This is a genomic window from Streptomyces diversicolor (assembly GCF_057537855.1).
Genome location: NZ_BAAJXA010000049.1, coordinates 51,420 through 71,498, shown reverse-complemented (window position 1 = coordinate 71,498; position 20,079 = coordinate 51,420). Strand labels below are relative to the sequence as shown.

At 71.5% G+C, this 20,079-nt stretch carries 18 protein-coding genes; all 18 read left to right on the top strand.

The features are described from left to right. Positions 1-1,134: 1,134 nt before the first annotated feature. The 18 genes from AC27LF_RS38575 to AC27LF_RS38490 all read left to right on the top strand — a co-directional run bounded on the left by AC27LF_RS38575 (position 1,135) and on the right by AC27LF_RS38490 (position 20,019). Positions 1,135-1,704 (top strand): hypothetical protein, encoded by a 570-nt coding sequence (locus AC27LF_RS38575; protein ID WP_479663851.1) that lies wholly within the window; start codon positions 1,135-1,137, stop codon positions 1,702-1,704. A gap of 70 nt (positions 1,705-1,774) precedes the next feature. After that, positions 1,775-2,059, top strand: a complete 285-nt coding sequence (locus AC27LF_RS38570; RefSeq protein WP_479663850.1) for a hypothetical protein — start codon at positions 1,775-1,777, stop codon at positions 2,057-2,059. Between the two features lie 121 nt (positions 2,060-2,180). Then, complete coding sequence (locus tag AC27LF_RS38565; RefSeq protein ID WP_319275182.1) at positions 2,181-2,825, top strand: hypothetical protein; 645 nt, start codon at positions 2,181-2,183, stop codon at positions 2,823-2,825. A gap of 901 nt (positions 2,826-3,726) precedes the next feature. After that, the gene (locus AC27LF_RS38560) at positions 3,727-7,059 is read left to right on the top strand and encodes a DUF3560 domain-containing protein (protein WP_487227833.1); all 3,333 of its coding nucleotides are present in this window, start codon (positions 3,727-3,729) and stop codon (positions 7,057-7,059) included. A gap of 93 nt (positions 7,060-7,152) precedes the next feature. Then, positions 7,153-7,410, top strand: a complete 258-nt coding sequence (locus AC27LF_RS38555; RefSeq protein WP_200702446.1) for a hypothetical protein — start codon at positions 7,153-7,155, stop codon at positions 7,408-7,410. 105 nt (positions 7,411-7,515) lie between these two features. Then, entirely contained in the window at positions 7,516-8,313 is a 798-nt protein-coding gene (locus AC27LF_RS38550) for an LPD29 domain-containing protein (RefSeq protein WP_479663848.1), read from the top strand. Between the two features lie 56 nt (positions 8,314-8,369). After that, complete coding sequence (locus tag AC27LF_RS38545; protein ID WP_200702448.1) at positions 8,370-9,092, top strand: protein phosphatase 2C domain-containing protein; 723 nt, start codon at positions 8,370-8,372, stop codon at positions 9,090-9,092. An 89-nt stretch (positions 9,093-9,181) separates the two neighbouring features. Beyond that, entirely contained in the window at positions 9,182-9,805 is a 624-nt protein-coding gene (locus AC27LF_RS38540; protein ID WP_200702449.1) for a hypothetical protein, read from the top strand. 71 nt (positions 9,806-9,876) lie between these two features. Beyond that, entirely contained in the window at positions 9,877-10,773 is an 897-nt protein-coding gene (locus tag AC27LF_RS38535; protein ID WP_479663847.1) for a class I SAM-dependent methyltransferase, read from the top strand. A 105-nt stretch (positions 10,774-10,878) separates the two neighbouring features. Further along, positions 10,879-11,490 (top strand): hypothetical protein, encoded by a 612-nt coding sequence (locus AC27LF_RS38530; protein WP_479663846.1) that lies wholly within the window; start codon positions 10,879-10,881, stop codon positions 11,488-11,490. A 92-nt stretch (positions 11,491-11,582) separates the two neighbouring features. Next, positions 11,583-12,794 (top strand): DUF6573 family protein, encoded by a 1,212-nt coding sequence (locus AC27LF_RS38525; RefSeq protein ID WP_479663845.1) that lies wholly within the window; start codon positions 11,583-11,585, stop codon positions 12,792-12,794. 116 nt (positions 12,795-12,910) lie between these two features. Further along, positions 12,911-13,537 carry a hypothetical protein gene (locus AC27LF_RS38520; RefSeq protein ID WP_479663844.1) on the top strand — a complete coding sequence of 209 codons (627 nt, stop codon included), beginning with the start codon at positions 12,911-12,913 and terminating at the stop codon, positions 13,535-13,537. Next, on the top strand, positions 13,534-14,148 hold the full coding sequence (locus AC27LF_RS38515) for a hypothetical protein (protein ID WP_479663843.1): 615 nt from the start codon (positions 13,534-13,536) through the stop codon (positions 14,146-14,148). The genes AC27LF_RS38520 and AC27LF_RS38515 overlap by 4 nt, the downstream gene beginning before the upstream one ends. 158 nt (positions 14,149-14,306) lie before the next feature. Continuing rightward, positions 14,307-15,863, top strand: a complete 1,557-nt coding sequence (locus tag AC27LF_RS38510) for a ParB/RepB/Spo0J family partition protein (protein ID WP_479663842.1) — start codon at positions 14,307-14,309, stop codon at positions 15,861-15,863. Between the two features lie 87 nt (positions 15,864-15,950). Then, a complete protein-coding gene (locus tag AC27LF_RS38505) occupies positions 15,951-16,574 on the top strand; it encodes a hypothetical protein (RefSeq protein ID WP_200702456.1) in 624 nt (207 codons plus the stop codon). A gap of 46 nt (positions 16,575-16,620) precedes the next feature. Then, positions 16,621-18,111 (top strand): hypothetical protein, encoded by a 1,491-nt coding sequence (locus AC27LF_RS38500; RefSeq protein WP_479663841.1) that lies wholly within the window; start codon positions 16,621-16,623, stop codon positions 18,109-18,111. 126 nt (positions 18,112-18,237) lie between these two features. Beyond that, on the top strand, positions 18,238-18,972 hold the full coding sequence (locus tag AC27LF_RS38495) for a hypothetical protein (RefSeq protein WP_479663840.1): 735 nt from the start codon (positions 18,238-18,240) through the stop codon (positions 18,970-18,972). Positions 18,973-19,038: 66 nt separating this feature from the next. Beyond that, entirely contained in the window at positions 19,039-20,019 is a 981-nt protein-coding gene (locus tag AC27LF_RS38490; RefSeq protein ID WP_479663839.1) for a deazapurine DNA modification protein DpdA family protein, read from the top strand. The last annotated feature ends 60 nt before the right edge of the window (positions 20,020-20,079 follow it).

Sequence of the window (20,079 nt, the reverse complement as noted above, 5' to 3'; positions counted from 1 at the left end):
GAAAGACGCTGCGCGTCTTTCCTCTAAACCCGCTCCGCGTGTTCAGCAATTCCCGCTGCGCGGGAATCCGGATTTCCGCTGCGCTCCAATCCGAAGGTGAAGTAAATCCCGCTGTGCGGGAATTGACAGGGCGTCCGCTACGCTCCCGCCCAACCGGCTCCGCCGGTCACGGCCGAGCCGGCTTCCCTCGCCAAAACCTTCGGAGAATCCGCAGAACACCCCCATACCCTCCCTCGACTGACAGGGCGTCAAGCGGCCAGGACCAGCAGTGCATCACCTGATGCAGCATGTACCTTTGGCGGATCCTGGTCACACCCTCGCATGCTTCAAACTGAGGGCGGGATCCGTTCTGGAACCAGCCCTCTCCCTCACTGCATCAACCCAACCCACTAGGTGGGATCACGAACCAACCACCACCCACCGCGCGCTGCGCGCGTCCCCGCGCGAATTTCCCGCCTTCGGCGGGGCGTTATTGGAATTGGCCTGCGGTCATTTCCAATAACGTGCGTGCCTCCGGCACGGAATGCGGCTGGTTTTGTTTTGTGGGTGGGTTGTTAGGGTTTAGTTGAGGGTTTGTCAGGGTTGGGCTGCCTTCGGCAGAGCGGGTGCCTGGGGGTGGGGTGGAGGAGAGAGACGGACGGACGTGCGGCGGACGGGCAGGGAACTGGAGAAGGCGAGGGACGGGCCCCCGGGCCCTGTCCTGTCCCTGTCCCCTCCCCCGTCCTGCCCTCCGGGCCGGACACGCCCCCTCCACACCCACGCGATGGCGCGGCGGCGCAGCCGACGCGCAGCACACACACCACGGCCGCCCCGATCCCCGAAGCCCACCACCCACCCCGCACCCATTCCTCACTCATCCTTCAACCGGCGTGGAAAAAAGTGGCAGCAGAGGGGATGTCAGACCCTCGACCATGCGCGGGAACCTTGGTTGACCTGCGGATACGCCGACCCTCCCGAAGAGGCTCGCGCAAGAGATGTCGCAAGAGATGTCGCAGGAGTAGCCGCAAGAGAAGGCGCAAGAGATGTCGCAAGGTTCGGCGTTTCGTGTGTCGCCCTGGATCGAACGGTGTATTATTGATTTCACAGTCAGGCGGCAACCTGACTCAGTCTCAATCACCAACATGAGGAGCACCCTTGAACACGGAAGCGGAAACCGTTGACGCGGTAAGCCGACTCACGATCCACATTGCGGGGGAGCACGAGACCGACGCATCTATCGGCCTGACGCTCATCCCCCTTCTGAAGATCCCCACGGCCATCATCGAATTCCGGCACCCTACCGGCGCGCGCGTTTGGTGGGAAGGCTGGTGCGAGGCCGCCGCAATGCTCGACAGGATCTTTCCCGAGCAGGTCGACGCGGGAGAATTGCGCGAACCCGAATTGAGCATCAATTCGTTTGTGATCCTGGACGACGCGCCCCGACGCGCCAAGGTCCGGGCCCGCAGCGCGGCAGTGAGCCCCGACGGAGTCGGTGCACTGTCGGTCACCGTCGGGGGTCTGACGATCGCGTGCGCGTCTCGCGCGGCTGTCGAGTGCCAGGTGCGCGGGTGGCGCGAGGCGTACGAAGTGCTGGCCCTTGACGGGGGGTTCGGACTGCCGTCCGCCGACGAGGTGGCCGCCCGCGTACGGGCCGACCACGCCCGCCACGGGGTCAACGAGCTGTTGACGGCCGCCGAGGAGCAGCGGGCAGCCCGGACGCAGTGACCCGCCCAGGGTGGGGCGGCCACCGGTCGCCCCACCCTCCCGGAGCCGCAGCCACCAGAGAGGGGACAGCATGACCGCCACAGGACCGATCAGCCGGGGGCAGCGGGTACGCATCGAGCGCAACCCCAGCCGGAGTCTGGCCGCCCACGCTCGCCCGAGGACCGCGAACCAGCCCGCCCCGTGGCCCGAGGTATGGGAAGGCACCGTGTTGCAAGTGGCGTACGACGAAGACGAGTTGATTGGCGTCGAGATCTACGGCAGGCGCGAGAGCACCGGCGAGACGAAGCGCGTCGCGTTCAGCCTCAGCCGCAACCCGTTCTTTCGTACGAGCGTGACGCCGGTGGAGTCGCCGTAACTCACCAGGTCCGGGGGGTGATTGAGGGTTGACGATCACCCCCCGTGAGAGTGTATTATTGATTCTGCGGGTGAGCGGCAACTCACCCGCCGCCAACTCAACCACCCAAGGCAGGGGAACGATGAGCGAGTACCAGGACCACGTACGGCAGAGCCTCGAAGGGCAGAACGTCGACCCGGGCGAGGATCTCGGCATTGACGCGATGCGGTGGACGCCGGACCCCGTCAGCGAGGACGTGACGGACGAGGCGACGCAGACCGCCGCCGACACGGCACATGCGTTGCTCGACCGCGCCGCCGACGCGTACCTGTCCCTTCTGAACGCCGTTCTTGGCGACGGGACGCACCACATGGTGGCGAGCGCCAGCACGCCGCACGGTGACCTCATCGAAGGCCAGGAACTCACCGTCATCGGTGACGCCCTGGTCATCAACGAGGCCGCATCCATGCGTGTCTGCGCAGTGATCGCGGCAGGCATGGTCGGGTGCGGCACCGGTGGTCTGGTCGTGCGCACCTTCGGCCCCAACGGGTCGGAGTTCGTACGCGGCTGGAGGGTGCGGAACTTCTGGCTTCGGCCGCTCACCGCGCAGGAGATCCGGGAGGCGTACACCGTCGACACCGAGACCGGTGCGCCGGTGGCCCCGGAACCGGGCGTTGAGTACCGGCAGGCCGAGCGTGTGCCCCGTCCGGACCAGGCCCCGACGCACGGCGCGGGCGCCAGCCACACCGCGCCCCGGGACAACCGGCCCCCGAACCGCCGCAACTGAGCACCACCCGCCGGGGCCGGTCGCCCGACCGGCCCCGGCGGGAACGCCCTTGCCTCCCCCTGCCCTGCCTCCCGGTGTGAGCGGCAACTCACCCGGCACCAGCCCGACCCAGGAGTGACCCGACATGACCGCGACCACGCGCCCCGCCAGCAGCACGAGCGCCCCCGCCCAGGCGCCGGCCCCGACCCCTGCCGAAGTGCCGGCGCCCACCGCCCCGCCCGCCGAGGAGCCCCACACGGCGGACGCCCGAGGGGTGGCCCTGCCCCGCAACCTGGCCCGCCTCACCGCCCAGGCCGAGGAGGCCGGATGGACGGCCACCGTCCAGACGCAGCCCGGACACTGCGCGCTGCTGCTCACCGCCTGCCAGGAGGCCGGGGAAACCGTCCTGCGCTGCGTGTGGCGGCTCACCGCCCGGGGGCACCGCTGGGACGGCGCCACCCTCACTCGCTACGGCCAGACGGCCGCCCAGGGCATCGCATGGCGCGCCGTCGCGGACCTGGTGACCGCCGAGGCGCCCACCGCCCGCACACAGCCGACCGCGTCGGACCGGGCGGACGCTCCGGCGCCCGGTCCGGCCGTTACCGCGGCGGAGACTTCGGCCCCCCGGGGGCGTGCCCGTAAGGCGCCGTCCGTGACGGACGTCGAGCGCGCGCGTAGGGCGGCGGAGGAGTGGCCGGAAGCGATGGAAGCGCGGTCGCTGGGCGACCGTTACGAGGGGGAGTTCCGGCGCTCCGACCTGCTGTCGGAACTGTCCGTGTGCGGTGAGCGGTTCCCGTTCCGCTTCCATTTCAAGTCGGGCGGCGGACACACCGTGACCCTTCCGACGGGGGACGTGCGCGGTACGTGGGGTGAGGTCACGGGGGCCGCTATCGCGTACGTGATCGCGGAGCGTCCGGCGGCGGTGCTGCGCGCGACGGCCGAGACGGCGCGCGTGTACGGCATCCATGCGGAGAGGGCGGCGGAGCGGGCGGAGGAGAACGCGCAGACGGCCGTGTCGGTCGGCATGGCGCGCGCTGCCCTGGACACGGTCCGTGCGTTCGCTCAGGGCATCGATTGGGACGGGCTGACGGACGAGCAGTACGACAGCGCCCGGGGTGCGGTCCGTGAGGCCGAAGAGTGCGCAGAGGGGGCAGAGTCCGCGTACGGGCGGGGCGACGTCGAGACGGCCCGTTGGGAAGCGCGTGACGCTCTCGCCGTCGTGCGCTGGTTCGGGCTTGACATGCCGTCGGCTCAGGAGTGCGCGGAGCGTGCGCCGGAACCGCGCGCGGTTGCTGGGCGGTTGCGGCCCCAGGCGTCGGCGTTCCTGCTGCGCATCACCCGCCCGGGGTGGGAAGGGCCGGCCGAGAAGACCGAGGTTCCGACCGGCGACGCTCCGGCCGGTAGCGGCGTGACACCGGACGTTCCGGCGGTGTTGCCCGACGTCGTGTCGGACCCCGGCGGGGTGGACGGGTGGGAGACCGACGGGGGCGCGGTTCAGGTGCTGCCGGTGATCTGCCACGGCAACGGGGGTGGGGTGTTCCCGGTGGCTTTCCGTGGCCCGTATGAGGGCACGGTGCGGGTGTCGCGGGCGTGGCTGACGGAGCGTGCGCGCCGTGAGCTGACCGTGGCGCGTGAGCGGCTGACGGTGGCGGAGGAGCACGCGGAGACGTGCGCGGCGTGGCGGCGGGATGCGTACGACCTTCACCAGGAAGTACGCCGGTCGGCTGGTGTGCTGGGTGAGCGCGTGGTGGTGCATTACGAGACGTCCGGCAGGTGGTCGGAGCGTGCCCGTGAAGCCTCGTTGGCGGCGGACTCGCGGCGGATGCGTGCGCGGGATGCGGTCCGGCGGTGTGAGCGTGAGCTGTCCGGCCTGGAGGCGGAGGCGGCGGAACCGGGGCGCCGGTCGAAGTCCGCGCGTGCGTTCCTGGCACGTGCCGTCTCTGGGGATGTTCCGGCCGGCCGCGGGGCGTGGGTGTCCGCCGACGGCGGTACGGCGGTGATGTTCGAGCTTCCCGCAGACATCGACGTGAACCCGGACGTGAGGCATGGGGAAGCGAACGAGCAGCGTCGGGCATTCGTTGACCTGTTGGCCGATGCCGTGGCCGCGCGGGATGAAGGCCGCGCGCTGATCGGCCGTGACCTCCCGTCGAAGAAGACGCATGGACGTACGGCCGGTGTCGAGAAGGGCCAGGCGTCCGCCTCGGTCAAGGGCCTGGACGTCAAGCCGTGGAAGGCTCCGAGGGTTCCGGCGGAGGGCTCGCCGCTGGATACCGAGACGCTCGCCACGTGGGACGCAGTGGGGGATGTAGTGGCGGAGAGTGAGGCTGCCCCCGGGGTGTGGCTGCCCATGGCCGCCGTGTCGTTCGCGGAAACGGCCATGGCCAACGGCTGGACGGTGGCCATGCAGCGCAGCACTGACGGGGGCATGGTCGCGGTGCGCGTCGCCGGTGTCGCGGTTAAGAACGGCGAACCGCTCGCCTATGAGTTGCTCGCGGTGTGGGACGGCGGGATGTTCCGTGAGGACCGGTCGGCGGTGTGGGTTACCGGTCGGCGGGTGACGCGCAAGCGCACCCCGTTGTGGTCGGCGCCGGTCCGGGTAGGCCGGTCGGGCAAGCACCAAGATCCGTCGATGTTGGCGACGGTGCAGCATGCGGCGGAGCCGGGCACGCTCGCACGGATCCCGCTGGGCAGCTCGGCGCCTGCCCCCGAGGGTGTGAGCGACCCCGGCGGCATGGACGGATGGGAGGGCGAGGGCGGAGCGCTCGCGCGGGATGATGGCGGAGAGCTCCCCCCGTCGGCAACCCGTGACGAGGTGTCCGCGCGAGAGGCTGACGTGGTGTCCGACCCGTCCGGGGCGGACGTGTGGGATGCAGAGGGCGGCACGGTGCCGGGCGTCGACACCCCGGCCCCCGTCGCCGCGGCTGCGGCGGTTATGCCGATCGACTGGGCGAAGCCTGCCGGGCGCGGTGACTGCGCGGCGGCAAACACGTGTGGCGGGTTCGGGGTGCTGCTGTGGGACGTGCCCGGCTGCGCTCCGCGCTGCGCCGAGTGCGCCGCACGGGTCATGGGGCACACTCCGGCGGCACTGCGCGCGCTCACCCTGCCCGGGGACGTCGCGGAGGCGGAGGAGGAGGCCGAGGCAGCCGACATCGTCATCCGGCACACCCACGAAGACGGCACCACCGTTGAGGGCTCCGCCAAGGGTGACGGGGTGTGGGAAGCGTTGCGCCCGCTGGGCTGGACCTACCGGCGCAACCCCGGGATCTTCATCCGTGGCAGCCGCTACAAGGGCGCCGACCGGTGGAAGATCAACCGGGCTGCGGACGCGGTGCGCGCACTCGGCCTGTCATGCGCTGTGGTGATCGAAGAAGCCATGTCGTTCGCCGAGCGGGAGGCCGCCCGCGTGGACGCGGCCGAGGACCGGGCGCAGCGGTACGCGCACCGGTCCGGACGTGCGGCGGCATCATCGCAGGCTGCGCGGGATGCCTCGGACCGGATCGGCGAACGGTTCTGGATGGGTCAGCCGATCTTGGTAGGCCACCATTCGGAAGGGCGCGCCCGCAGGCACCAGGAGCGCATGCACAACGCCATGCGCAAGAGCATCGCCGAGGGCGAGCGGGCCGGTTACTGGGCCAACCGCGCCCAGGCGGCGGAGGCTTACGAGCGGTACCGGAAGAACCCGGGGCGCACGCTGCGCCGTATCGAGAAGCTCGAGGCGGAGCGGCGCGGCGTTCTGCGGGAGCGCGACGGCGTTGACGACAAGGGCCGCACCGCTGATGTGTGGCGACGCGAGCCGTCCGAGGCGCGCCACCAGGAGCTGACGCGCCGTCTGGCCGAGTACGACGAAGAGCTGACGTACTGGGCGGAGACGATCAAGGAGGCGGAGCGGCGCGGCTTCAAGGTGTGGGGACGGGCCGACTTCGTGAAGGGCGATTTCGTGCAGTGGCGGGGGTCCTGGTACGAGGTAACCCGGGTGAACGCCAAGACGGTGACCGTGCCGCACATCCACGCCGCGTTCGATGGCGGCACCGTCGGCGCCGTCGGCGGCTGCCGCGTGGTCACCCGCGCGGCAACGGCTGAGACCCGGCACAAGGGCAGCACGTACACGCTGCCCTACAACGAGGTGAGCGGACGCATGTCGGCCGAGCAGATGCGGGCCGCCCTGGCAGGTGAGCCGATCCCCGCCGACCCGCGCGACATCACCCCGGAGCCCGCCCCGACACCGGGTTCCTTGCCGCCGTCGCCGCCGGCCTGACCGTCACCACGCCGCCCCCACCGCCTGACCACCCCATGGCCGGGCGCCCACGGCGCCGGCCGCCTCCCAGGATTCCTCAGAGGAAGCACAGCTATGCGCCTGAGCAAGCGCCGAGCGACCACCCTGAACCGACGCGCGCGGTTTCTGCACCAGCACCGGAAGCAGCGGGGCACGTTGCCGTGCCTGGAGACCGGCGGGACCCAGGTCTATGCCTACTGGAGCTGCGGTGAAGGCCTTGTGGTGTCCGTCCATCTGGACACCGGCGAGGTACCCGGCGACCTGATCAGCCCGGATGGAACGATCCCGATCCGGATCACGGTCAACGGTGAATGTGTCTTCAGTGCCGACTGATACGGCGGAAGCGTTGAACCTCCCCAGGTAAGCGCGTATTATTGATTTCAGGGATGAGCGGCAACTCACCCACCACCAACCCAACTCATAGCAGAGGGACAGGGCATGGACTACATCGACACCAAGGACGTGGCCGCCGAACTCCGGAACCGCCTGAAGAGCGCGTTTCCCGGCGTGAAGTTCAGCGTGCGCAAGGGCACCGGTACCGCCGCCGCGTGGATCTCCGTCTACTGGACCGACGGCCCCTGCACGGCCGATGTCGAAGAGCACACCCGCCCCATGCAGGGCGCGCAGTTCAACGGCATGGAGGACCGCTACGAGTCCACCGACAACACGGTCACCGTCACCGTCAAGGGCCGGAAGGTCACCGGTAAGCCGCTGGTCGACGGCATCAACACCCACCGGGACGTCTCCGATGACGCACTGAAGGCCGCCGCCGCCCTGTGGTCCGAGGCCCACGACGGCACCGAGCCGCCCACGAGCGGCATGCTCGACGCCTGCGTCATCGACGGCCACGTCATCCAGGAGAACTGGGCCCCGCAGCAGATGTGGCAGATTGCCCATGACGTTGTCCTGCCCCAGCGCTGGGCCGCCGCCCAGGAGCAGGCCGCCGCCCAGGCCGCCCGCCCGGCGAGCGCCCGCGAGGAGGGCGACGAGGGACTCACGCTCCAGCACACGACCGAGGACGGGACGACGGTCACCGGTACGCGTCTGGGCGACGGCGCCGCCGACGTGCTCAAGCGCCACGGCTTCAGGTGGCACCGCAAGAACCAGTACTGGTACGCGCCCGGCAGCCGCGACCAGCAGGCCGACACCGAGTTCATGGCCGCCGTCGCCGCCGACCTGCGCGCCGAAAACCTGAGCGTCACCACGGCACAGCCCGAGCCGACCCCCACCGCCTGACCGCCCCACGGCCGGGCGCCCACGGCGCCCGGCCCGGCCTGCCTCCCGGAGTCCTCATGCCCACCCATGCTGCCTTCCAGCTCATCGGCGACCGCTCCCACCAGTGCGACGCCACCGCCACCTACACCCACAACGGCGCCCGCGCGTACGCACTGTGCGACGGCATCGGCTCCAGCGACGCGGTACGCGAATGGACCCGCACCGCCGCCCGCCGGCTCGCCCGGGCCGCCGCTCACCGCGCCGACGCCGAGACCGGTCTGAGGGCCGTCTACGAGGCGTACGCCACCGAGCCGGACCGGCAGGACAAGTACGCCCGCTACGACCTGCCCGCCGCGTGCGCCGTCGTGGCCGTCACCGCCCCCGGCAAGCCGCTCACCGTCGCCTGGTGCGGAGACGCCCGCGCCTACGTCCTCACCCCGCGCGGCACCGTCCACCGCCTCACCGACGACCACAACCTTCGGCGCGTCTTCCAGGGCAGCCGCAACCGCATCACGTCGTGCCTGGGCGCGACGGAGACCGACGAGGAGCGGAAAGCCCAGTACGGGCATCCCGCCATCGAGTCCACCACCCGTGACCCGGAGAACTGCCGTCTGCTGCTGGCCAGTGACGGCGCGTACGAGCCCCTGGAGGACTCAGCCCGCAACCTGGCCGACTACCTCACCGGTACGCCGAGCCAGGCCGCACGGGACGTCGCCACCTCGGCGATCGGCCACGCCGGAACCTACGCCGACAACGCAACCGCCCTGGTTGCCGACCTTCGCACCGCCCGCACCAGGTAAGCCGCGGGTCGCACCCCGGTAACCACCTCCGAGCCGACCACCCGACCGGCCGGGCGCCCCAGACGCCCGGCCCACCGAGCGGAGCCCCCATGTCCACGCACTTCCCCTCTCAGCTCACCGGCGATCGCCCGCACCCGCCCGCCGCCGTCACGGACCTGGGCGCCGTCGAGGCGTGGGAGACGGACGGCGGAGCCTGCGCCAGCGTCCAGACGCTCCGCGCCCCGCAGGCCGCCCCGACCGCCCCCGGCAGCGCCCGGCGGATGTTCATCGCCCGTTGCGCCGTAGGGGCTTCCGGGTTCCGCACGGCTGACGGCCTGGCCCTGACGGTGCACCGCGCCGAGGAGGACGGCGGCGCAGCTCTGTGCGGCGCTGCCCCGGCATGGTGGGAGTCCGCCGACCTGGGACAGGCCCTACGCCGGGTGTCCTGTCACGACTGCACCGAACTGTGGATCGAGCGGGCAGGAATCGGGCCCCGCTGGCAGGTGGCCGACTGCATGCGGTGGAGGGTCTACCGGACCGAACGCAACCGGTATGGCTCGCTCATCAGTGTGTTCGACGGCTACGTCACGCGCTGGGACCGCGTCATCGCCCACCGCCGGTGGTGCTTCTACCACTCCACAACGACGGCCGGTGTCCGCATCTCCGCCCACCCGCGCGACGGCGACGACCGCAAGGAGTGGTGGTTCCCCGCCACGACGCAGCCCAGCGCGTAACGCCCCTCTCACCGCCGGTCCGGCCGGCACCCCGGACCGGTGCACCACACCACCCCGAAAGGCGGCATGTCATGGCCGGAAAACTCAGCAAGGAACAGACCAAGCAGCACAACCGGGCGCGCGAACTGGTCGACATGGACCGGGACTTGACCGAGGAGGAGCGGGAATTCATTCTCGACCACTTCCACGAGTCCGCGAACATGGGCCGCACCCTGGACGGCGCGTTCTTCACACCGGCCGAGCTCGCCGGCGAGCTCCACCACGTGATCCCGGGTGACCGCATCATCGACCTGTGCGCGGGCATCGGACGCCTGGCCTGGCACGCCCGCGACTACTGGAACCGGCGCTGGGAGCGTCTGCCGCCACGCGAGATCGTGTGCGTGGAGAAGAACCCGGAGTACGTGAAGGTCGGGCGGCGCGTCCTGCCGGAGGCCACGTGGATCTGCGCCGATGTGCTCGACGTCCCGGGCATGAACCTCGGTCCGTTCGACTGCGCGATCAGCAACCCGCCGTTCGGGCGGATCAAGCGCAACGGCAACGCCCCCGGGTACCGAGGGCCGCTGTTCGAGTTCCACGTGATCGCGGTCGCCGAGACGCTCGCCCGGCGGGGAGCGTTCATCATCCCGAGGGAATCCGCACCGTTCCGCATCGAGACCGGATTCGTCTCGCAGGACTCGCCCGCGTACGAGCGCTTCCACCGCGAGACCGGGATCAAGCTCCGCCCCAACCCCGGCATCCCCACGGACGAGTACCGCGACCAGTGGCGCGACGCCTCACCGGCCGTTGAAATCGTGGTGCACAACCGCGACGAGGACGAGTTCGAGGCCCAGGCGGAGCAGGCCGCCCGCGCGGAGCAGGAAGCCGTGGCCAGCCGCCCGCACAAGCCGAAGGCCCAGCACGCCCGTGTGGCACCCAGGGCCGCACAGCCGGCCGAGTTCGGCGACGGCGGCGGGGACACCTTGTTCTGAAAAAGGGATTGATCAACCCCCATGAAGGTGTATTATTGATTTTGCAGGTGAGCGGCAATTCACCGGCCACCGACCGACCCACACCGAGCAGACAGGGAGCCGCACATGGGCGCCTACGGACACGACATCACCGCCGGAATGCTGGTCTTCGACCGGGAGGACTTCACCGCCTACCGGCCCGGCTCGGAGCCGGTCTGGCTGGTCGAGAAGGTGGCCGGACACGAGGAGCGCAGCCCGGGCGGCACCACCGTCTACAGCACGTACGCGCACCTCCGGAACGCCGAGGTTCACGGCAAGAACACCACCCCGTCGAACTCCGGATGGACCGGCACCAAACCCGTGGGACGGCTGGTCGAGGCCGCCGACGAGGACGACCACACCAAGCCGGGCACCTTCCGCATGGACTGCGCCATGGTGGCCTTCCTGCGCGCGACCCGCTTCCGGGGTTCCACCTCCGACGACTACCCGACCGTGCGCGACCTGGTGAACGCCGCCCCCTACGACCGGCACGGGTTCCTGGTGGGCGCGCGCACGGTCACCCCGCACGGCCTGCGCTACGAGCTGGGCGCCCTGTCGGTCTGCCTGGGGAACCTGTTCTGCGACCTGGAGGCAGGCCGCATCACGGCCGCCGACCTGGAGGCGGGCGGTATCTCCGTGCCGCTGCTGGAGGCCACCCGCGAGGCCCTGCGCACCGCCGACTCGGCCGTCCGGGCCTGAACCGTCCCGCCGGGCGCCGACCACGGCGCCCGGCCCCCTACCGGATGAGCGGCAACTCATCCGGCACCACTCGAAATCAGGAGGACACCGCGATGACCACGATCCGCCGGAACTGGACCAAGCGCGTTGCGGAGATCCGCACGGCGGCCCGCACCTGCCGCGCCTACGACTCCGACAGCGGCAACATGGTGCCGGTCGACCCGGCGCGCGCATTCGAGGCGTGGGAGAGCACGCCGCGCGCCCGGCTCACCGAGGACACCCCCGGGCAGAAGTGGACGGTCCACGTTCACTCCAACCGGTTCTACGAACTGACCGCCGAGGCCCCCGCTGCCCCGGCGGACGATTCGCCGGCCGCCGAGGTTCCCGCGGCTCCCACCGCCGCGCCCGGCTCCGGGCACGCGAACCAGGCCGCCGGACCGGCCAGCGCGCAGGACCGCAGCGCGGCTCGCACGCTCGCCCGGCGCACGCGGGCATCCGGTGTGCCGGGCCGTGACCGCCTGCCCGGTCATCTGCCCGCCCTGGCGGTCGATCTCGTGGGAAAGACCGTCCGCGTGAAGCTCGCCCAGGGCTACAGCCACGAGCAGATCCGGGACGCGTTCGAGCAGGAGCGGGCCGAAGCCGTGACCGCCGGAGACTCCCGGAGGGTTGCGGCCCTGGGGACGGTGCTCGAGGTGCACGCGGCGATGGTGGCCGGGGAGGACGCCGCCCCCACCGGCCCCGCACCGGCCGACCACGGCCACAGTTCCCCGCACGAGCGGCAGCCCGCCCGGCACCGGCCCGGCTCGCCGCGAGAAGAGCGGGTGAGCAGCGACAGCGTGCTGTCCCGCATCGATGCGGTTCTGTACGACGCGGCCGTCACCGACGATCCCGCCGTCAGCGACGACGCCATGCGGTCGGTCCCCCTGGCCGACGCGGACGAGTTCATCCATGTCTACACCCGCGCCCGGGCCCTGGCAGACGGCGTTCTGATCGCCGCCGACGCCGAGTTGGCCCGGGAGGCCGGCTTCCGAGTTCCGGTCGCCCTCACCAGCGCCGCGTGGGAAGGCTGCGTGGCCTGGAACGAGGGGGACAGCGAGCGGCAGGTACCGCAGGACGAGCGCGGCCGCCTGTGGGACGTGCTGACCATGACCCGCCACGCGATCCGGCGCAGCGGCGGGGGCGGCGGGCAGGTCACCGTCGACCTGCGGCGGGTGCCGCGCGACGGCCGCACCCAGCAGGCCCGCCCGGTCCAGCTCGTCTGCGCGATCGGGCCCGGCGACCACGGCGAGCCCGTGATCACCATCATGCAGCCCGACGAGGACTGACCCCCGCCGCCCGGGGGCGGACATCGTCCGCCCCCTCAGTCCTGGCTGACCACGCCGCAGTCTCCCGGATGAGCGGCAACCCATCCGGCACCGACCCGTCGAGAGGGCGAACCATCATGCCGTCCATCACCTACCAACTCGCCGCCGAAGCCGCGCCGTTGATGCCCGGCGGCGGCTGGACCGCCCGTCCGTCCGCAGCATCCGGCAAGGAGGGCGCCGTTCTGGAACACCCCGACGGGCGGCGCATCGAGATCAGCCCCGCACGGCGTGAGGGGTACGTCCGGGCGAGGGTCGCCTACCCGGACACGTCGTACAGCCTGATGCAACGGCACCGCCCCCGTACGGAGATGCGCGCCGACCGGGGCGGCAGGGCGCTGGAACAGGCCGTCCGTACCAAGCTGCTGCCGGTCTACGACGAGACCTTCCCGAAGGTGCTCGCGGCCAACGAGGAGTCCCGCAAGCACGCCGAGGCCCGGGCCGCCGTGGCGGATCACCTCGTGGCACTGGTCCCCGGAGCCGAGGTCACCCGGTCCGAACCGTCCCTGCTCGTCGAGTACCGCAAGCGCGGGACCATCGAGCGTGTGACCGCGCAGGTTCTCGGCGACGGCCTCAACATCGTCACCTTCCGCTACGTCGGCGACGAGGCGACCGAGGCCGTCATGAAGGCCTACGGCGAGGTGACCCGGCGCACCGCACCGGCCCCGGACAGCCGTTCCGGCGACGCCGACGAGGCCGCACGATGAGCACGCCGACCGCCCGCCACCGCTGCCCCTACCGGCCGGGGGCACCGTCCTGGTACGTCCGCGCCACCCGCAGCGCCCTGCCCGCGAGCCGGTTCCCCGCCGTCAAGCGCCAGCAGCTCGCCGCAGAGCAGGTGGCCGTGTCTGTCGGCCACTCAGGCGAGGACGGCACCGCCCACGTGACGCTGCTCATCGGCCGCCATCTCGGCAAGCCGCCGAGGCCCGGAGCGGCCCGCGACACCTGGCTGCGCCTACGTGCCGACATCGCCGCCCACCTCCACAAGGCCGGTTTCGCCACCGTGCCGACCAAGGGCGGAGTACGGGCCACCCCGCCCCGGCCTGAGCCGGTCGCCGTCCACCTGGAGCACGGCGACGTGTTCCGTGACGGGCTCGACGCCTTGGGCCGCTACCGCATCTGGTGCCCTGAGCACCCCCATCTGGCCGGCCGCCTGCAGCACGCTCACGGCCTGGGACCGCAGGTGTTCACCTACGTCTACGCGACCCAGAAGGCCCGGCATCCGATCTGGCCGACCGGCTTTCGCACCCTGCACGACGCCGCCGAAGCCTGGGCCGCCCACATGGGCCTGCCCCCGGTGACGGTGACCGAGACCTGACCGCCCCGACGCCCGCCCGAAGGGCGCCCCTGACCAGCACGGTTCCCCCAGCACTCCCCCGGAAAAAGGTGTTGCCCCACGGATCGAATGGCGTATAATTGATTTCACGAGCAAGCGGCAACTTGCTCAACACCAACCGATCGCACGAGGAGCAATCCGTGAGCGACACCGCAACGACCACACCGATGCAGCGGGTCACGCTGCAGCTCGGCCAGATCCGCGTCAACGAGAACAACGTCCGCCAGGACCTCAACCTGGACGAGAAGTTCCTCAAGTCCGTCGCGGCCAACGGCGTGAAGGTCCCCGTCGTGGTCCTCCCGCTCGGCGAGAACACCTACGAGCTGAAGATGGGCCACCGGCGCTACTTCGCCGCGCGGGCCACCAAGGAGACCGAGGCGGAGCAGGACACGATCGAGGTCCCCGCGTACGTGCTCGACCCCTCCCTGCGCGAGGCGGGCGAGGACTTCATCGACCAGCTCATCGAGAACGACGACGACTACCGCCGGGGCCTGACCGAGCTGGAGCAGGCCGACGCCCTGTTCGGCGCGGTCGGCGCGGGCATGAAGCAGGCCAGGGTCGCCGAACTCACCGGCCGCTCCCGCAGGGACGTGTCCCAGGCGGTGAAGACCGCCAAGTCGGTCGGCGAGCGGACCCGTTCGGCACTCGCCGAAGCCGGTACGTACGACCTCGACCTCGAAGTCCTCGGAGTGCTGGGCGAGTTCGACGACGACCCCGCCGCCGTAGACCGGCTGCTGGACGCCTACGCCAAGGGCCGCTTCGAGTTCCAGGTGCAGTGGGAGCGCGACGACCGCGAGGAGCAGCGCGCCCGCGCCGAGGTCCGCCCGCAGCTGACGGCGGCGGGGGTGCGGCTGGCCGAGGACGGCGACACGCTTCCGGCCACCGCCGAGCCGCTCAGCGAGCTGGACGGCCCGGACGGCGAGCCCATGACCGCCGATGCGCACGCCGAGTGCCCCGGCCACGTGGCGACCTGGGCCGAGAACCCCCGCGAGCCCGGCGAGGTCGAGTACTTCTGCACCGACCCGGAGCGCTTCGGCCACTACCCGCCCCAGGAAGACGCCCCCGAGACGGACGGCGACCAGGCCGAGGAGCAGCCGCAGGCGACGGGTGAGGCCAAGCCGTCGGAGCCGTCGCGCGAGTACGTCAAGGCGGGCAACAAGGCCTACCGCGCCGCCGAGAAGGCCCGGCAGACATGGCTGAAGGACCTGATCGGCCGCAAGACCGCACCGAAGCCGCTTGCCGCGTTCATCACCGGGCAGCTCCTTGCCTGCCCCAAGCCGGTGGCTCAGTGGGTGGGCGACGCGGGCCGCCGGGACCTGGTCAAGGAGCTGACCGGCTACGACCAGCCCGCCGAGCGCGCTGCCACGGCGACCCCGGCCAAGCTCACCCTGCTGAACTTCGCGGTGCTGGCCGCGACGTTCGAGAAGCGGATGGGCGAGGTCCGGACCTGGCGCACCGACAGCACCGCCCGCTCGGCCGTGTACGAGCTGCGGGAGATCCGCGAGGACGCCCGCACGTGGCTTAAGTTCCTCGCCGAGATCGGCTACCCGCTCTCCAGCGTCGAACAGGCCATCGTCGACGACGAGCCCTACCAGGAGGGCGAGCCGGAAGCGGCCGACGCCGACGGACAGGCCGACGAGGACACCCCGGACGACCCGGACGCCGTGAGCGTCGAGGACTCCGAGGACGCGTCCTGACCTGCTGCCCGGGCCGGACCTGACAGGTCCGGCCCGGGCCCCCTCCCCCTTCCATCTCTGCGCGCCGCCCGCCCGGAAGGCCTCGCCATGCTCCGCTCCGAACTCCGCCTGAACGCCTCTCTGTTCGTCGCCCAGGCCGCCGTCAGCAACCACACGGGCCTGATCGCCCGGGCCGGGCTCGCCATGCCGGCCGCGCCGTTCGGCTCCCCCGCCTGGCAGCTGCCCGCCCTTCTCTCCTACCTTCACCGCCTCCACCAGGACGAGGAAGACCCCTCCCCCGAACTGTGGCGCGCGCACACCGAGCGCCAGACGGGCCCGGTGCCCCGGCCACACATCCGCTACCAGGCTGACGGCCTGCACGATGCGGACGCGGTGTGCGTGCTCGACATCCAGCTCGGCCCGCGCGACGAGGCCACCGGTTGGCCTGCCGCCGACGTCGCCGTCATCGAGCAGGAGGAAGGCGCCTGCCCCTTCGGACGCGTCACCCGCCGCCATGGCGTGGAAGCGATCGCCGCGTACACCGCCCAGGAGCTGACCGCCGAGCACGCGGCGCTGATGGACCGCGCCCGCCAGCACCAGGACGCCTACTTCGTGCGCCTCGCCGGACTGGCCCAGCGCGCCGCCGAGTGGGCCGACAAGGTCCGCGCCGCCGCGCACGCCGATGCCGTCCACGTCCAGGCCGACCGCGCCCGGGCCCGCATCACCCGCTGACCGCCCCGCACAACCTCGCCGACTGCCGCCTATGGAGGCCTGCGCCATGTACGAGTTCGAGCCCGCCTCTCCGACCTATGCCATCTCCGACACCATCGTCGAACACCACCTGCGCGGACGTGACCGCACCCGCGCCGACCTGCCCGGCGGCTACCGGCTGACCCTGCGCACCCGCGAGCGGCACGGCCAGCTTGAGGCGGCCCTGGCCGCACCGTCGCCCACCGGCCCCGCCCGGATCTGCACCGCGCGCATCAGCGCGCACACCCCGACGCCTGTCACGTCGCGCATTCTCGACGCGGTCACCCGCTTTGCCCCGGCCCTGCCCGACGCCCGCGACGCCCGCCCGCCCCTGGCGGCCGTTGCCCGCCTGCTCACCACCGGCGCCCCGTTCCAACGGCCCGACGAGCCCGGGCTGTTCGTCCGGTTCGGGCATGCGGAAGCCTGGCTGGAAGGCAGGCGGCTCGGCGTCACCCTGGGCAGCCCCGGCAGCGGACTCAGCCTGGTCCTGGGCGGCCCGTGGGACGCGCCGTCCACCGCCCGCCTCACCGCCGCCGTCCTGCGCGAGCTGACAGAGGCCGCACAGCTCGCCGGCCAGGTCGCCGCGCTGCTGAAGCCCGGACCGTGGCAGGTCATGTCCGACCAGTGGCACCCCGACGCCGCCCTCGTCCTGCCCGCAACCCGCCGCCCGGACCCAGAAGACCCGCTCGGCCGCCGCATCTCCCGGGCGCTGCGTACGGTGCAACACGACCTGCGCGCGGCACAGCCGGACTGGGACTTCCAGGAGCTGATCGCCGCCGAGGGCTCGGCCGTGGCCCTGCGCGTCACCCTGCGCGAGCGCGCCGTCCCCCGCATGGTCCGCAAGGTGGTGATGCTCGATGGCTTCGTCCCGGACGAGGTGGGCAACACCCGCACGACGTTCACCCCTGCCGACCTGCCCGCGCCTCCCGACTTCGCTCCGCCCCCACCTCCACACGAAGTCCCGTCCCTGGACCTCCACGTCGCCCCGAAGAACGAGCCCCACTCGTTCGGCGTGAAGCTGGAACTCAACGACTGGGCGTACGCCTTGGAACCCCGAGCCGTCTTCTACGGGCCCGGCTGGTACCCCTTCCACGAGCACGTGACGCGCCGAGAGAAGGACCCCACCGCCCCGCTCCATGACCGCGACGTGCCCACCGGGCGCACCGTTCCCGCACGGGTGCAGCTCTCCCCCGACGTCGAGAACTTCTCCTGGGCCAACGAGTACGTAGAGCTCACCCCTGTCGACCACCGGGTCCAGGCGCGGCTGCACCTGTACGTCGGCCAGGAGCGGGGCTCCACCCTGGTGCGCACCGTCACGCTGGAGATCGACCTACGGGCGAAGCGGGTGATGCTCCCCGCCCAGATGCCCACAGCCCTGCGCCACCAGGCGGAGGTCAAAGGCCGGCGGATCCTCGATCTGCTGCTGGCCGCACGACGCGAACGCCGACGAGGGGCGAACGAGCCGCGGGCCGTCCTCGCTCCCTGGAACCGCGGCGACCCGCCCAGCGCGGACACCTGACGCGGTTCACCGACCGCGACAGCCACACCCGCTCGCCGTTTTGCCCCACCGCCGGTCCGGGGCGGCAACCCCCCGGACCGGCCTCCCACCAACCCGCCCGAGTGCAGCCACCAAGGAGGCGCCCCCATGAAATCCATCCAGCCGACCACGCATCCGGCCACCTCCTATGACCACAGCGCCGGTCCCCCTGAACTCCAGGTCTCCGGCGAAGTCGGCGGCCGGACGGCGGTCTTCACGCTCCGCCCCACGTTCGCAGAATCCGTCGACCCCGGTCCGCTGCTGGGAGTCGCCGTACACGTCGCCACCCACTTCCGTATCCCCCTGACCTTCACCGCCACCTTCAACCAGGTCACCGGCCAGCGGTGGGAGTTGGTCCGCGTCCTGTGCGACCAGGACGACTACCTCGCCTCGGTCCGGACCGTGCGCCCCCAGGTCGCGGCCTGCGCCGCCAGGGTTTTGGAGGAGCAGCGCGCGCAGTTGGAACCGCTCCTCGCCGTCGCCCGTGAACGGGAGGCCGCGTACGCCCTGGCCGAGGTCTACCGGGCGCGAACCGCAGCTGCCGACGCTCACCGCCGGGTGGACGCAGCCGAGGACGAGTTCGGCCTGTTCGAAGTCTGCGAGGAGCGGGCCGCAGCAGTGATCACCCAGCTCTCCAGGCGCCCCGGGGCCCTGCCCCACGCCAGTCCTCCGGTCGTACGCAGCACCTCCTACGGCCGGGTCCTGGTCCTGTGCCCAGTCGGACACCTGGTGCAGTCCGTCAAGGCCGAGGACTGGACCGGCTCCCAGCTCGCTGCCCGGTGCGCCGATCCCGCCTTCACCGTGACGTGCCACGGCCAGACCGGCGAGCCCCTCCCTCACTGACCCGCCGGCCGGTCCCGGGGCGGCAACCCCGGGACCGGCCCCCTCACCAACTCGAAGGGCACCCACGTGAACGCCGTACTCACCGCCCCAGCCCCCCGCGTGCTCACGCCGACGGTGGACGCCGAGACGTGCACGTGCACGCCCGCCGTCCGCTACGCCTGCGGCCACTGCTACCACGACCAGTGCCTGGACTGGGGGTTCTGCACCATCGGCAGTTGCGTCTGCCGCTGCGAATACGGTCTCGGCTTCCACCCGAGCGACTCGCCGGCCAAGGGACCGATGTTCTGGATCGGCGGGCACCACGCCAAGTGGCTCTCCACGTGGGGCGTGCCCATGTGCGTCTCGCGCTCGACACTGACCGAACGCGCGACGCTGCCGCGCGCCGCAGACGCCTGGGTGTGCGACTCGGGCGCCTTCTCCGAACTCGGCGACCACGGCGGCTGGACGGTCAGTCCGTACGCCTACGTCCGGGAGCTGCGCCGGTATCGCGACGAGATCGGGCTTCTGGTCTGGGCCGGCCCGCAGGACTGGATGTGCGAGCCCGACATGATCGCCAAGACGGGCCTGTCGGTGAGGGAGCACATCGACCGCACCGTGGGCAACTTCGTCGACCTGATGACCGAGGAACCCGGCGTCGACATCATCCCGACCGTGCAGGGCTGGCGGCCGGCCGACTACGAGGCCTGCTTGGACCTGTACGACAAGCGTGGCGTCCGGCTGGCGGACTATCCGCTGGTCGGGGTCGGCTCCGTATGCCGCCGCAAGTCGGTCAAGGACGTTCAGGCCGTCCTCGCCACGGTGGCCGCCGCCGGGCTGCGCCTGCACGGCTTCGGGCTGAAGACCCAGGCGCTCGAAACGTGCGCCGAGTACCTGGCCTCCGCCGACTCCCTTGCCTGGTCGCGCGATGCCCGCTGGAACGCCCCGCTGCCCCAGTGCGAGGGCAAGCACAAGAGCTGCTCCAACTGCGTGCACTGGGCGATGCGCTGGCGCGAACGCGTCCTGGACGTGCTGCACGCCCCCCGACAGCTGATGCTCCCCACCACCTGACCCACCGCCCGCTGTGCCGGTCCCGGGGCGGCAACCCCGGACCGGCCTTCCTTCACCAAC